Origin of the sequence: Companilactobacillus formosensis (assembly GCF_005405305.1) — a bacterium.
Taxonomy (GTDB): Bacteria; Bacillota; Bacilli; order Lactobacillales; family Lactobacillaceae; genus Companilactobacillus; species Companilactobacillus formosensis.
This window is the reverse complement of sequence record NZ_BJDU01000004.1, coordinates 129,303-143,007: the sequence shown is the minus strand read 5'-3', so window position 1 is coordinate 143,007 and position 13,705 is coordinate 129,303. Positions and strand designations below refer to the sequence as shown.

At 36.2% G+C, this 13,705-nt stretch carries 11 protein-coding genes; 1 reads left to right on the top strand and 10 read right to left on the bottom strand.

Annotation, left to right across the window (positions count from 1 at the left end):
- Nucleotide 1: 1 nt before the first annotated feature.
- The 7 genes from FFM65_RS06050 to rbsD form a co-directional block, all read right to left on the bottom strand.
- Nucleotides 2-1,132, bottom strand: coding sequence for an ATP-grasp domain-containing protein (locus FFM65_RS06050; protein WP_059074111.1), 1,131 nt, complete (start codon nucleotides 1,130-1,132; stop codon nucleotides 2-4).
- 18 nt (nucleotides 1,133-1,150) lie between these two features.
- Entirely contained in the window at nucleotides 1,151-1,732 is a 582-nt protein-coding gene (locus FFM65_RS06045) for a xanthine phosphoribosyltransferase (protein ID WP_119318114.1), read from the bottom strand.
- 51 nt (nucleotides 1,733-1,783) lie between these two features.
- Nucleotides 1,784-2,431, bottom strand: coding sequence for a glycoside hydrolase family 73 protein (locus FFM65_RS06040; protein WP_119318113.1), 648 nt, complete (start codon nucleotides 2,429-2,431; stop codon nucleotides 1,784-1,786).
- A 77-nt stretch (nucleotides 2,432-2,508) separates the two neighbouring features.
- Nucleotides 2,509-3,720, bottom strand: coding sequence for an MFS transporter (locus tag FFM65_RS06035; protein ID WP_119318112.1), 1,212 nt, complete (start codon nucleotides 3,718-3,720; stop codon nucleotides 2,509-2,511).
- A 143-nt stretch (nucleotides 3,721-3,863) separates the two neighbouring features.
- Entirely contained in the window at nucleotides 3,864-4,064 is a 201-nt protein-coding gene (locus FFM65_RS06030; protein ID WP_057812991.1) for a cold-shock protein, read from the bottom strand.
- A gap of 187 nt (nucleotides 4,065-4,251) precedes the next feature.
- Nucleotides 4,252-5,160 carry a ribokinase gene (rbsK, locus tag FFM65_RS06025; protein ID WP_119318111.1) on the bottom strand — a complete coding sequence of 303 codons (909 nt, stop codon included), beginning with the start codon at nucleotides 5,158-5,160 and terminating at the stop codon, nucleotides 4,252-4,254.
- 14 nt (nucleotides 5,161-5,174) lie between these two features.
- The gene (rbsD, locus tag FFM65_RS06020; RefSeq protein WP_119318110.1) at nucleotides 5,175-5,570 is read right to left on the bottom strand and encodes a D-ribose pyranase; all 396 of its coding nucleotides are present in this window, start codon (nucleotides 5,568-5,570) and stop codon (nucleotides 5,175-5,177) included.
- A gap of 168 nt (nucleotides 5,571-5,738) precedes the next feature.
- Between rbsD and FFM65_RS06015 the strand changes: the two genes are divergently transcribed.
- The gene (locus FFM65_RS06015; RefSeq protein WP_119318109.1) at nucleotides 5,739-7,142 is read left to right on the top strand and encodes a cation-translocating P-type ATPase; all 1,404 of its coding nucleotides are present in this window, start codon (nucleotides 5,739-5,741) and stop codon (nucleotides 7,140-7,142) included.
- Nucleotides 7,143-7,180: 38 nt separating this feature from the next.
- Here FFM65_RS06015 and FFM65_RS06010 read toward each other — a convergent pair whose 3' ends face one another.
- The 3 genes from FFM65_RS06010 to FFM65_RS06000 all read right to left on the bottom strand — a co-directional run bounded on the left by FFM65_RS06010 (nucleotide 7,181) and on the right by FFM65_RS06000 (nucleotide 13,513).
- Nucleotides 7,181-9,808 (bottom strand): SLAP domain-containing protein, encoded by a 2,628-nt coding sequence (locus FFM65_RS06010; RefSeq protein WP_137610101.1) that lies wholly within the window; start codon nucleotides 9,806-9,808, stop codon nucleotides 7,181-7,183.
- A 220-nt stretch (nucleotides 9,809-10,028) separates the two neighbouring features.
- Nucleotides 10,029-12,560 carry an SLAP domain-containing protein gene (locus FFM65_RS06005; protein ID WP_119318106.1) on the bottom strand — a complete coding sequence of 844 codons (2,532 nt, stop codon included), beginning with the start codon at nucleotides 12,558-12,560 and terminating at the stop codon, nucleotides 10,029-10,031.
- Between the two features lie 440 nt (nucleotides 12,561-13,000).
- Entirely contained in the window at nucleotides 13,001-13,513 is a 513-nt protein-coding gene (locus tag FFM65_RS06000) for an SLAP domain-containing protein (RefSeq protein ID WP_119318105.1), read from the bottom strand.
- Between the last annotated feature and the right edge of the window lie 192 nt (nucleotides 13,514-13,705).

Below are 13,705 nucleotides of genomic sequence, written 5' to 3'. Positions count from 1 at the left end.
ATTATTCTACTCTCCAAATATTAGTTGTTAAGATATCATTCTTTAATTCTTCGACATCGTCAGAAAAAATTGAAATATAACCGACATCCCTATCGGCTTGATTCTTAGCTTTAAAACCTGTGTAATAGTTAAATTTCCATTGTGCTTTCTCCTGAAGTAGATCCAAACTCTGTGGCAAGTTACCTTCAATAATCTTCAAGGTAGCTGCATTGACCATTGGAAAAATTTCAGGAATGGGCCAATCACAAATCGCTCTGATATGTAATTCAAATTGAGAAATGCCTGTTGCTTCTTGATAAACATTAGCTGAATAATTGATTCCTGGGAAAATTCGTTTGACGTACAAAACCCCGGATTGAGATAGGATGAAACCTATGCCAAAGACTCCCACATAATCAACATTTTCCGCTACCATCAAAGCAACTCGCTGCATTTCTGCTTCCACATCGGGATTATTCTTCTTATAAATGAAAGAACTCATCAAATGCGTACCATCATATATTTCTCGAATCATCGGAAAAGTATGGATTTTTTTATCTTTACTCTTGCTGACCATAATAGAATACTCAGCTTTAGTATCGATCCAAGCTTCCAAAATATAAGTTCCATCTTGGAGTAATTTTTGCACTTGCTCGACATCTTCAGCGTTGTACAAAATATGGCGTTTTAAGATAGTTTGATTCTTTTGAATCGGTTTTAGTGCACATGGAAAACCAATCTCTTCGACGGCTTTTTTTATATCATTGACCGTAACGATTGAAAAGAACGGTGGAACGTTAATATTCAAGTCGTTCAAAAAGGTTCTCTCGATATACCGATCTTGGGCAATGCCTAACAAATCAGCTCCTTGAACCACATTGAAGTCTTCTGACAATTTTTTCAAAAGCGTACTATCGAAATTTTCATCCATGTACAATAGAAGGTCACTTCTACGGCCCAATTCACTTAGATTTTCAAGGTTCTCTAAAGTTCCAACCAAAAAACTGTCCGCAGCTTGTGTCGCAATATCTTTTTCCTCAGCTGTTAAAAGCATGGTTCTAAAGCCCATTCTTTTAGCTTCCAATTCAAATATATAAGTTTCACTGCCGCCGCCGATTATTCCTAAAGTCTTACCGGGCGCAATAAAAGTCATAATTCCACCTTCCTATTACTAATCCTCTTCGTCTTGGAAGACTACTTGGCCATTTTCAAAAGCCTTGATACGTGCTAATGAATAAATCGGAATTCCAGATTTATCAATCAATTGTCTTCCCTTTTGGAAAGATTTTTCAATTACAATACCGATTCCAGCTAAAGTAGCACCAGCATCCTCAATAATGGTATCCAATCCATTGACAGCTTGTCCGTTAGCCAAAAAGTCATCAATAATCAAAACAGTATCATCTTTTGATAAATAACGTTTGTCGATACTGATGTGATTAGAAGTCTTTTTCGTAAATGAATAAACTTCTGATGTATACAAGTCATCAGTTAAAGTAACTGATTTGTGCTTTCTAGCAAAAACAACTGGCACCTCAAATTTCAATCCAGTCATAACTGCGGGTGCGATACCTGAAGATTCCACTGTCAAAATCTTATTGATACCAGCATCCTTAAAATGGTTGTAAAATTCTTCGCCCATTTTTTCCATTAACATTGGGTCAACTTGATGGTTTAAAAAACTATCAACTTTAAGCACATCTTTGCCTAAAACTCGACCATCTTTTCTGATTCTTTCTTCTAGTTCCTTCATTACGTTCTCCCCTATTTAATAGAATAATTAGAGTCTATCATACTTTGATTTTCACTTGATACCTTGATCGTATTTTTTTAGATTATATTTCTGTATAATCCGAATAATTTTACTTGTGTAACCAGGATCAGTCGCATATCCATCAGTTTGTAACGCAACTGCCGCATCGATATAATTCTTCGATTGAAGAACTTGCCTATATTGTTGCGGATTCCACGAGGTACCATTTACTAACAATTTTGTATGATCCTTCATTGACTCACGAAAATCCGAATAAACCCGAAAACGCCCGTTGATGGTTGTCCATTGACCATTAGTATATTCCTTCGTCTGTAAAACCTTAGTATTATCAGGATTTTCACCCTTAATACCAAAATAATTATTATACTGACTAGCTAATGTACTAGTACCCCAATCACTCTCTAATATTGCTTGAGCAATCGTTATACTAGGCAAAACACCATATTCTTCACCTAATTCGACTGCATATGGAGCCACCTTTTTAACGAAAGAATTGTGCTCTTGCTGGACCATTTCAACCTTTGTTTCGTTTTGATACTGGACATATCTTCTGTATCCAAAAAAGCTGATTACAAAAACAGCGACGATGGCTAACAAAATAAAAGTTGTATTATTATTTTTTTTGCTTCGTTTGCGCCGATAACTCTTGTGCGCTGTATATCTTCTCTTTTGTGGCAATTGATCTATCCCTTTTAAGTTTATTAACTCTAATTATAGCCGATAACTTTGAACTTTTTATGATTTGAAAAAGAATTTTAAAAATGTCTTAGACTATCAAGTTTTAAGCCTTGCCGTTTTGTATACAAAACCCATAGTATCAAGGCTACAACTTCTAAAATAGCGCAGAATAAGAAAATGCTTTTATAACCTAGACCTGTAGCAATCACAGCCGCAAGCATTGGACCAAGAACATTCCCAAACGACTGTGCGGATTGATTATAACTGAAAACTCGTCCAAAGATTTGTTTTGGTACATTTCGTACAGTTAAAACTTGAATTGCTGGAATCAAGGCTGCATCAGAAATCCCCAAAATAAATCGAAAAATGATCAATTCCCAAACATTTTGTACCAAACTGGTCATTATCAAACTGAATATTGCCAAGAGTAAAAATAAAATCATACTTTTTAACGCTCCCAGTCTGTCAATTAATCGACCAACTAGTCCTGCCATAAGAATTGTTGCTAATCCAGGAGCAGCTGAGACGATACCAGTGATAAGAACTAAATTAGAACCATGAGAATCAAGCTCTCGGACTAATAAACTTATCATTGGTGTAATTGCATTGGTCGTAGCTTGAATGGCTAAGAGCGAATAAAATAAGGCTAAAAAGAATGACCAACCAATTTTCTTCATTAATGGTAAAGCTGGCTGCAATTTTTCTTTCGTGATGGGCACAAAATTTTCTTTAACACCGAATAATGTTGTTACAAAAACCAATCCCATTAAAAAACTCGTTAGAAAAAAAGCCCCTCGATAACCAACCGCTGTTGCCAAAAAACTACCAATCAAAGGTCCTATCAAGGTCCCTGTGATACTACCAGTCACCAATTTACTCATTACTCGACCTTGAATACCCTTTGGTGCAGAAACCGACATTAAAGCATTCGCATTGTTGATATATCCCGAAAAAGCTCCTTGTAACGCTCGAAAGAATAATAAAAACCAAACATTAGGCGACAGTCCTACCATAAAAATTGTTATCGTCATCACCCCGGAAGCTCTCAAACACATCAATTTCCGACCCTTTAAATCAGCTAGACGACCCCAAAGTGGCGAAACGAATGCCTTCATTAAATAAGTCAGAGAAAAAGCTGCTGCTCCTAAAAAATTCAGCTGTGTTTGGGTAAAATCACCTAATGTATCAATGAATAAGACAACAAAAGGCAATGTCATCGCATTGCCCATATCAGTAATAAAGCTACCAAACCATAAAATTTTAAAATTTCTTTGCCAAGCTTTTTGCATATTGACCCCCACAATGTTGAGTCTTAAGCATAAACTCTTAATGTTTAGTTACTGTAAAGTTTATGTAAATTATCGTGAGAGTAAAAAAAGGCATTAAAAAAAGCCAACTCTTACGAGTTGACTTTTTGCTCAAAGTTTATTAATTAGTCCTTAACAACGTTTGAAGCTTGTGGGCCACGATCTGAATCTTCGATATCGAATGTTACAGATTGACCTTCTTCAAGTGTCTTGTAACCGTCACCTTGGATTGCTGAGAAGTGAACAAATACGTCACTACCATCTTCGCGTGTAATAAAACCATAGCCTTTTTCTGCGTTAAACCATTTAACTGTTCCGTGTTCCATCAGACTATTCCTCCTGATAACTAAAATATTTTTTGTGCATTATTTCGTGGTACATCATGGAAGAAAGTCTAAAATACGAAACATTCAAACCATTCGAACCATTCACCATTCAAAAATACAACTATTATATTAACATGTTTGACCAATTATTACAATGAACTTAGAGTAAAGTTTCGTTTACAAATACTTAAATTTCAACATCTTTGACATAAGGAATTGAATTCTGAGCACCTTGAGTTTGAACTGTAATAGAAGATGCTTTACTAGCAAATTTCATCGCTTCCTCGATATTACTTAAATCTGAATCCAACTTAGAAGCTAGATATCCGATAAATGTATCACCGGCAGCTGTTGTATCAACAGTGTTAACTTTATAGGCATTAACGAAACCACTCTTTTCAGATTGTGAATAAAATGATCCATTAGCACCGACGGTTATTATAACATTCTTTACACCCATTGCGTGCATTTTTTTTGCAGCTTGAACCATTGAAGGCTCATCAACAACCTCAATTCCTGTAATTGCTTGAGCTTCTGTTTCGTTAGGAACGATGATATCAGTAAGCTTCAACAACTCTTCTGGAATATTTTGCTTAGCTGGAGCAGGATTTAAAATAGTTAAAACATTATTTTCTTTAGCAATCTTAAAAGCTTCAGTTGATGCTTCTAGGGGTGTTTCAAATTCAGTGATCAAGCAGTCAGCTGATTTGATTGTTTCAGAAGCATTTCTAATATCTTCGACCGTAATTGTCTGGTTAGCTCCACCATAAATTAAAATACTATTCTGACCATTGTCATCTAATAAAATATAAGCTTTACCAGTACCTGCTACATCGTCTTCAGTAACATTTTGAATATTTAAGCCATCTGACTTAAAAGTATCGATCATAAAGTCAGCCGCATGATCTTTTCCAATTTTTGAAATAAATGACGTTTCTGCTCCGGCACGAACAGCCGCAATTGCTTGATTAGCACCTTTTCCGCCACCAGCAATGGAACGACCGTGCATTGCCATTGTTTCACCAGGTAAAGGTAAACGAGCAATATTTAAAATAGTATCGATATTAATTGAACCTAATACAACAATTTTCTTCATATTTTAAAACCTCTCTAAAAAACAACGCCACTTTCAAGTAAGATATTTGAATATGGTGTTTCCTCTCCTGTTCGAATGAACGCTTTAGTATTACTCAAGTCCTTCTTCATTTCTTCATGAGGAATAAACTCAATTGGTGTATCACCGATAACTTTTTTCACAGCAGCCAGTTGTTCTGGATTTTGAACTTTGATTTCTTCAGCCAAATAGACTTTTTGCACTTCTAATTCACTCAAGACATTTTCGAGCACTTGCATGAAACTAGGCAGGCCTGCTTCAACTGCTAAATCAATTTTTTCAGTATCTGCTGGAACTGGCATTCCGGCATCACCAATTCCCAGCGTGTCAAAATGGCCCATTTGAGCGATGACACGTGAAATATTAGAGTTGATAACTCTTGTTTTTTTCATGAAATTTTCACCTTTTCTGTAATCGTTTGCAAAATCAATCTTAACATGCACAATTATCTACGTAAATATTTTATCAATATGACATATCTAGTAGCAAGTATAGATTTTTTGTTGCTAGAAAACCGAAATGAATATATCCTAGTAAAAGATACTTCGAGAGGACACAATATGACAAGAACAGCTAAACTAAGTTTTTATTTCATCATTTTCATTATCTTCGGCCTGATTGGTCTGTGGATGCCACTACTTGGCGATGACTTGCATTGGGGTACTTACTTCGGTAGCAACTATTTTCCTCAAGGCATCTTCCTGAAATACGATGGACGTTATTTAGGAGATTTACTAGTTATTTCCATTACTAAAATCAAACCACTGTCATTTATTGCTTATGGAACTTTCATGACTTTGATCGTCTTTTTGGTTCAAAAAATCAGAGATCAAATAAAAACTCCTAAATCTTTAGGATTAGTTTCTTCATCTTTAATGACAATTGCCATCTTAATAACTCCAAAAGTTATTTTTAAACAAATTCTAGGTTGGCATGCAGGATTCGCTAACTACGTTCCATCAGTTGTCTTTCCATTATTCATGCTTTACTTAGTCTTAAAAAATTACGACAAAGAAATTCATTATTATCGAACTATAGTCATTTTGATTTTTCTAGCTTCAATTTTTGCTCAATTTTTTGCCGAACACGTAACGCTTTTAAACTGTTTTAATAGTGTGCTAGTTTGGATTTTCTTAAGAAAACATTTCGGAACTGAATTCAAAAAAATTCTCAATTGGATTCTTTTAGGAAATATTATTGGTGCCTTTTTCATGTTTATCAATGGTGCCTATTTAAAAATTTTATTTGGAAAAGATTCTTATCGTTCAGTTTCTGGTTCAGCCAAATCCGACACGATGTTTAATTACTTAAAAACACAATTTACACCTAAAACTCTGATTACTGTCGGAGTTCTACTATTATTATTCAGTATCATCGTTATCTTATACTCTTACAAAATAAGAAATATCAAATTAAGAATTGCCAACCTTTTTCTACTATTATCCGGTTTCGTTGTTATCGCACCATTTTTGGTCGTTTCACCCTTTGGTTCCAGATGTATGTTTGCAACCTATGCACTCTTTTCTACTATAATAGTAATCAATATTGATTTACTGACTGATGCTTATGAAAAATACATTTTCCCAGTCTTTGCCTTGATTGCTTTAGTATTGGGCGCACGAATGGATTTAATTGCCAGAAACTACGGTAAAACTTTTGATATGCAAATTGAATATTCAGAATATCAAAATACTATTGATAGTAAGAACCAGTACTATTTACAATACCAAGATACTCACTATATTTGGCTAACAACTTTGATTCAAGATGATCCTAATTTTGCCGAGTTGTACGTCAAAAACAATAATAGAAATAAAATTCCTATCAATTATTACGATTGGGTCGATGTTCAAGATCAACTCCAAAATAAACATTTTGCCAATCGCGATGAGTATATGAAAGCTTTCAACAAGGGTATTTTAGAAAAAGTTAAATTAATTCAACAAAAACAACAAAAGAAATAACAAAAAAGCCTCTACAAATTAATGTAGGGGCTATTTCTTTAAGCTAAAACATATTCATTTGTAGCAACACGATAATATTCTCGACCATTGATAGTAGCAAGTTGATCAGTCTTCCAAGATGTTCCAGAAGCTAGAGTTTTACCAATCAATTTACCTGTATGATCATAAAGTGGAATTTCTCCCTTAGCTGTATAAGTAGAAGTAATTGGTTGATAAGTTGTTAATGAACTAGCTGGAATCCATTCATCAGTGGCGACACGATACATCTTTTCACCGTTGATTGTGGCATAGCTATCGGTTCTCCAACTAGTATTTGCTGACAAAGTCGTTCCAATACTTTCACCTTTAGAATTATAAATTGGTGTTGAAGTCGTGAGAGCAACTGAAGTAGTTGTTGGTACTGCAGTATAAGGAATACCACTCTTTACAGGTACGAATTCATTTGTAGCTACTTGATAGTAATCATTGCCGTCAATTGTCACTATCTTACTGTATTTCCAACCTGAACTTGGAGATACAACTCTACCAATTTCTTTACCAGAGCCATCAACCAAATCAACGATACTGTTATAGGTTCTGACCGTTCCGGGTTTAGAAAACTCAGTATCAGTAAACGAACTGGCTTCAACCCATTGTCCGTAACCTACTTGGTAAAATTTCTGACCGTTAATAGTTGTTGTTGCTTTAACTCCTAAGCTAGCTAAGAGTTCATTTTCTCCAGTTTGAGGACCAGACAAAGAATCAACAGTTACTGGAATTCTTGATTGTACCTCATCATCAGAAGTTGGTGGAGTAGTTGGTGTTGATGGAGTCGTTGTTGAACCAGAACTAGTTGTTCCAGTATAAGTTGACTTAGGAATAGCTTTGTATGTCAAAGTTATTGTTTGTGGATCTTGTGTATATTTACCTTGCAATGCTGGTGTTGGAGTTTCCAAAGTATAGCCATCAATTGCAGTATCACCACTCAAATCAAAGCTGTCACCAATCGTTGTTCCAGTAACAGTTTTAGTTAATGGTTGACCATTAGCATTCAAAATTGGTGTGCCATCACTATTAGTATATTTGATTTCAACACTAGGACCAGTTTGCCATACGACTGGTTGAGCATGGATCATATTGTTGATCCACTGAGTAGTACCATATTGTTTGACTAGTACCCCGCCAAGATTGTAAGTAGGATTATATTTAGGATCAAATCCAGAATCACCGTAAACTAATTCATCATATGAACCAGTAGGATTTTGAATTACATAAGTGTCGTTTCCTTTGGCAGTCAAGTCACCGTAAGCTGGACTAGCAGTATTCATAGTGAAACCGTAATTTGAAGAAACATCTTCACCATCAAGTCCTTTGACCGGAGTTGAAGTAAATTGCATTGGTTGACCGACGACACCATAAACGGTAGTTGGATCATAAACACCGCCAGTTGTATTGATGCTAAAACTAGTATTTCTATTGATACCGCCTAGTGGTGAAAAGTCACTGATAGTATTGCCATTCATAACTAAACTACCGCCAGTTGAATCATTAGAAAATTGAATGACCCAAGGTGCCAAAGTCTTCAATTCATCATTAGTAATACCATTGAAACCATCGTCTCCGGCAAAATAAGCACTGCCAATTGGTGTTTCCAATTTAGCGATTTGACTGACATTAATTTCCTTCTTGGAATTGTCACTATAATTACCAATCAATTCTAGTTGATTGAGTTTGATACCATACATAGGTTCCAAACTTGGATTAGCATTGGCATCTGAACCTAATCTACCAGTAAAACTAATCGTATCGTGTGGTAATAGTTGTAAGTATTGCATCCCATCCAAACTTTCAATTGGCGTATATTCAGATTGTGTCAAATTGGCTGTAGCAGGATTTTGAGCCAAATATTGTGATTCATCCAATGTCAAAGTAACTGTCAACGGTTGATAATTCTTGATATCTCCGACTGTGATTGGATCAGTAGCCTTCAATCCTAGAGCCTGTCTGACCATCCCAGCCAAAGTAGCATCTGAAAAATCAACTACAGTACTATCGGTCAAATTAGCTGGTAACTTATAGCCTCCAGTATCAGCTGTAATATTAGTTTGACCGCCGGGTAATGCCGTTGGAACACTTACTGGCAAACTTGAAGCTGGTAAAGTTGCTCCTGCAGTACTACCAGAAGTAGTTTGGCTTGTCGTACCTGTCCCGGTAGTAGCTGCTGAAGAATTTCCAGTTGTTGAACCCGTTGTCGAGGTTGTTGGCGTGCTTGTACCACTTGTAGTTGTATCAGTTGGTGCAGTTGTACCAGTAGTATTTGCTGTTGAAGTATTCGTTGTTGAAGTCGTTGGCGTTGTTGCTGGTGCTGATGTAGTAGTAGACGTTGTTTCTGGTGCAGTGGTTGAACTGGATGTTGTCGAAGTCCCACTTGCCGTATTTGAAGTTGTTGAGCTTGGGACTGTTGAACTTGAAGTTGTTGAACCTGTCGTTGAAGTCGTTGGTGCGGTTGTCACACTGGTCGTTATTGTTGGCGATACTGTCTCCGTCGTAGCAGTTGTTGGCGTAGCCGTTGAACTAGCAGAAGTATTCGTTGTTGCAGCTTCCACAGTTTGTCCTGATAAAGACGTTAATACTAACGCTGAAATAATAGTCGTTCCTAGTTTCATGCATTTCTTATTAGTTAACATATCAATCACTCTTTTCTTAATCCTCAAAACCGATGTTAGAACGTTATTTTTATATATACCAATATAAAGTTGCTACAAAAAATTAAATAATTAATAGTTATTTTTAAAAGGCCTACAGCCATCTGAATCTCCCAGCAAAAGATGTATACCATTTGTAAAAAAAAAGAACCCATGATCAATACTATTTTCTAGTACTGACCACGAGTTCTTCTTTTCTTATTTAAATAACGTCACTAGCTGGAATCCATTCATCAGTAGCAACACGATACATCTTTTCACCATTGATCGTGGCATATCCGTCTGTATACCAATTTGATCCGCTTGATAATGTTTGGCCTAAACTCTTACCTTGAGAGTCATAAAGTGTTGCTCTAGTTTGGGTCTTTACCGTTCCTTTAGTTGAAAAGAACTTAACCCCATTTTGAACGGGTAAGAATTCATCGGTAGCTACTTGATAATATTGAGCACCATTGATAGTTACAATCTTGCTATATTTCCATTCTGTATTAGGCATTAACTTTTCTGAAACTGGCTGACCATAAGAATTTACCAAATCAGTTGAACTATCAAAGGTTCTGATCACGCCACTAGTTGGTGAAGCAACATTATTGTAGTCACTAGCTAAGACCCATTGACCATATCCAACTAAGTAGAATAATTGTCCGTTAATATGAGTAGTTGCACGAACCCCCATATCAATTAATTGATCATCTGTTGGAGAATCGGCTGATAAATCTTTGACTTGAATAGAAACTCGATCAGGTGATGTTGTAGTTGATGTAGTTGGTTGTGTTGATGTTGAAGGAGTAGTTGATGAACCTTGATCAGTTTGTGAATTGCCAGATGCATAAGGTTGTGAACTGGCAGCTTGATAGCTCAAATCGATTGTTTGAGGATTCTGAGTATAATTTCCCTTCAACAAGCTTGCTGGACTAGTCAAAGTATATCCAGTTACTTGGCTATCGCTAGTCAAATCATATGGATCACCGATTAAATTACCCTCAATAGTTTTGGTCATTGGAGTACCATCGGCGTTTAAAATTGGTTGTCCAGCGGGATCCATGTAATCAATTGTAACAGTAGGATGTGCTTGCCAAATTAGTGGCTGGTCTTCCATTGTTACAGTTTCAAAAAGTGTCGTTCCTTTAGTCTCATAAGTTAAAGAATCAGGCGTATAATCAGCAAAACCAATTTGACCATAATCCAATTCCTTTGCGTTTGGATCGGCATCAGTCAAAGTATAACTGTCGTTTCCGTTATTAGTGAGGTTGTCATCTTTCAAATCAGTTGTTGGTACTGAACTAGAATAATGATAACTATTTGCTATATCTTTTCCATCCAAGTCTAAAACCTTAGGTGCAGTAAATGTAATTGGTTGTCCCGTTACTGCATAAATTGGTGTTGAATCATTAATTGTATTCGATACTGCAATGACAGATACACTTTGACCAGATTCGACGCCTTGCAATGGTGTAAAGTCTGAAATACTTGAATAACCTAATTCGATTGTGTGATAACTTTGACCATTATTAGCAAATTTAACAATCGTTGGAGCAACTTGTGCCAATTCTTGATTATTTAAACCATCAGTTGGCGATGTAGTTGAACCACCGCTCAATTCAAATAACGTTGCATTGGCAAGATCAAGTCCAGCAACTTGGCTGACATCAATCTCTTTAGCATCTGGGTCACTAAAATTACCATCAAGTGTTAGCTCGCTAAAATTAATGCCGTCCAATGGTCTCAAGTCAGTATTAGCATTAGCATCTGAAGCTAATTTAGCTTGAAAAATAACACTTGTTTTAGTTGGTAATAATTGCAAATATTGCATTCCATCAAGGCTTTCAACCGGTGTATCTTGTTGGTCAGTCATTGAAGCTCCCGGTGTTGGTCCTGAACCATCGGCTGGATGATCCATTTCGTAGCTAGTCATCATAATTCCAAGTGTTGGGTTGACATAGCCCTTAATATCGCCAACTGTAATTGGATCATTAGTAGGAATATTCAAAGCTGACTTAACTGCTGCACCTAATAATGGATCGGCAAAGTTTACCACCGTACTATCAGTAACATTGCTAGATATTGCATATGGATTAGTACCAGTTGTTGATGTTGTCGGTGTTGTCGGTGTTGTCGAAGTACCTGTTGTGCCCGTCCCTGTGGTTGTCGTGGTACTTATTGGTGTTGTAGTTCCAGTTACAGTTGAACCACTAGCTGAACTAGTACTTAAACCAGTACTTGAACCAGTACTTGGAATAGTTATTGTGCTAGTCGTAGTAGTGGATGTCGTTGGAGCTGTGGTACTTGTAGAACTTGTAGTACTTGCTGATGTTGTTGGTGCTGTACTGCTGCCAGTCGTCGTTGGAGTTGGACTTGTCGTTGAAGTACCACTAGTCGTTGTAGATGGTGCTGTTGTAGCCGGACTTGTTGTCGATGTTGATGTCGTTGGAGTAGTAGCTGTGCCTGTAGTTGAACTACTGCTTGTCATAGTACTTGTAGAAGTAGCCGGGCTAGTTGTTGAAGTGCTACCAGTTGTCGAACTAGTTGGTGTCGTTACCGGACTAGTGACACTTGGACTTGACGAACTAGTCGCTGTAGTTGAACTAGTTGTCGTATCGCCTGTAGTAGCAGCTTTAGCCGTTTGCGATGTCGTGACTCCTCCCAAAATCAACGCTGAAAATAACGTAACTCCTAAATATACACATTTCTTATTCAATAACACATCAATCACGCTTCTTTCTTCAGCGCTCATAATAAATAATTCGAACTAATTTGCCAGAATAATAATTTTGCTTATTTTTTTATAATTTAAAGAACCCTACTATCTCAAGCATTTTGAGCTTTTAGCTGTATACTATTCGTAAAAAGTGAAAATTTACAAAAAAAGCCATGATATTTACATTATCTTGTTCATTTGTCGGGAAAAATTCATTAAATGAATTGATAATATTATCTTAATAAAGTTTTATTCCACTTTTGGAAAAAACCTCTTACAAAAATTGAATCAAAATTACGAGTAAGTGATAGTACTATATTACTTGTAATAAGGAAAGACCTCATATATATCGTTAAGACAATTCAAGTACATTTGGCAATGTACACGAAATTGATATGTATACAAAAAAGGATGTCCATGGTCGGCATACCACGAACATCCAAGTTAATAATTCACACACAGTTATAAAAATAAAATTAAATAGTAGCCTTGAAAGTTTGTTCAACTACATCGTACATGGCAACGTACTGATCAGGAGCAACACGTAAGAAAGGCATACCGTTAGACGTATTGATAACAGTATCTGTAGCCCATTTGGTTCCAGATGCTAAAGATACGTCGCTTTTTTGTACCAAATTATGATCGTAAACATTAACAGCTTTATCTTTGCCGTCGAGTGATTGAACTTTGATAACCATTCGACGGTTTTTGTATGCAAAACTATCCTTTGAGCTTAAAAATTGGTTAGGTGCAACTTGGAAATAACTAGTTCCATTAATATCTTGAGTCTTAGCAACTTGCCAAGTACTGTCCTTTTGAAGAGCAACATTAGTAGCATTTCCATTTTGATCATAAACAGGTGCTTCTTCGCTACTTACTTGAGCAAAACTTCCCTTACTTACTGATTCGGCATTAACATCAGTAGTTGTTGCTAAAGAACCCCCAACACCTAAAAGTGCACACACTAAAAATAATAAAGATTTTTTCATTTTCCTTGACCTCACTATAATTCAAATAATTTAACCCTCTGTGCACTTATTTTTTGGCAGAAAAAAAGCGCACACAAAATTGGTTTTATGTAATACAATAAAAAAATTAATATTTCACACAGTCAGCTATATAACATTGGCATAATTATAAGCAACTTTATAGTACAAGGTTTGGACAACTATTACAAGAAA

Bases quoted from the DNA above. Each gene is read 5' to 3' on its own strand.
- FFM65_RS06050 (WP_059074111.1), bottom strand. From the start codon at position 1,132: ATGACTTTTATTGCGCCCGGTAAGACTTTAGGAATAATCGGCGGCGGC.
- FFM65_RS06045 (WP_119318114.1), bottom strand. From the start codon at position 1,732: ATGAAGGAACTAGAAGAAAGAATCAGAAAAGATGGTCGAGTTTTAGGC.
- FFM65_RS06035 (WP_119318112.1), bottom strand. From the start codon at position 3,720: ATGCAAAAAGCTTGGCAAAGAAATTTTAAAATTTTATGGTTTGGTAGC.
- FFM65_RS06030 (WP_057812991.1), bottom strand. From the start codon at position 4,064: ATGGAACACGGAACAGTTAAATGGTTTAACGCAGAAAAAGGCTATGGT.
- rbsK (WP_119318111.1), bottom strand. From the start codon at position 5,160: ATGAAGAAAATTGTTGTATTAGGTTCAATTAATATCGATACTATTTTA.
- rbsD (WP_119318110.1), bottom strand. From the start codon at position 5,570: ATGAAAAAAACAAGAGTTATCAACTCTAATATTTCACGTGTCATCGCT.
- FFM65_RS06015 (WP_119318109.1), top strand. From the start codon at position 5,739: ATGACAAGAACAGCTAAACTAAGTTTTTATTTCATCATTTTCATTATC.
- FFM65_RS06010 (WP_137610101.1), bottom strand. From the start codon at position 9,808: ATGTTAACTAATAAGAAATGCATGAAACTAGGAACGACTATTATTTCA.
- FFM65_RS06005 (WP_119318106.1), bottom strand. From the start codon at position 12,560: ATGAGCGCTGAAGAAAGAAGCGTGATTGATGTGTTATTGAATAAGAAA.
- FFM65_RS06000 (WP_119318105.1), bottom strand. From the start codon at position 13,513: ATGAAAAAATCTTTATTATTTTTAGTGTGTGCACTTTTAGGTGTTGGG.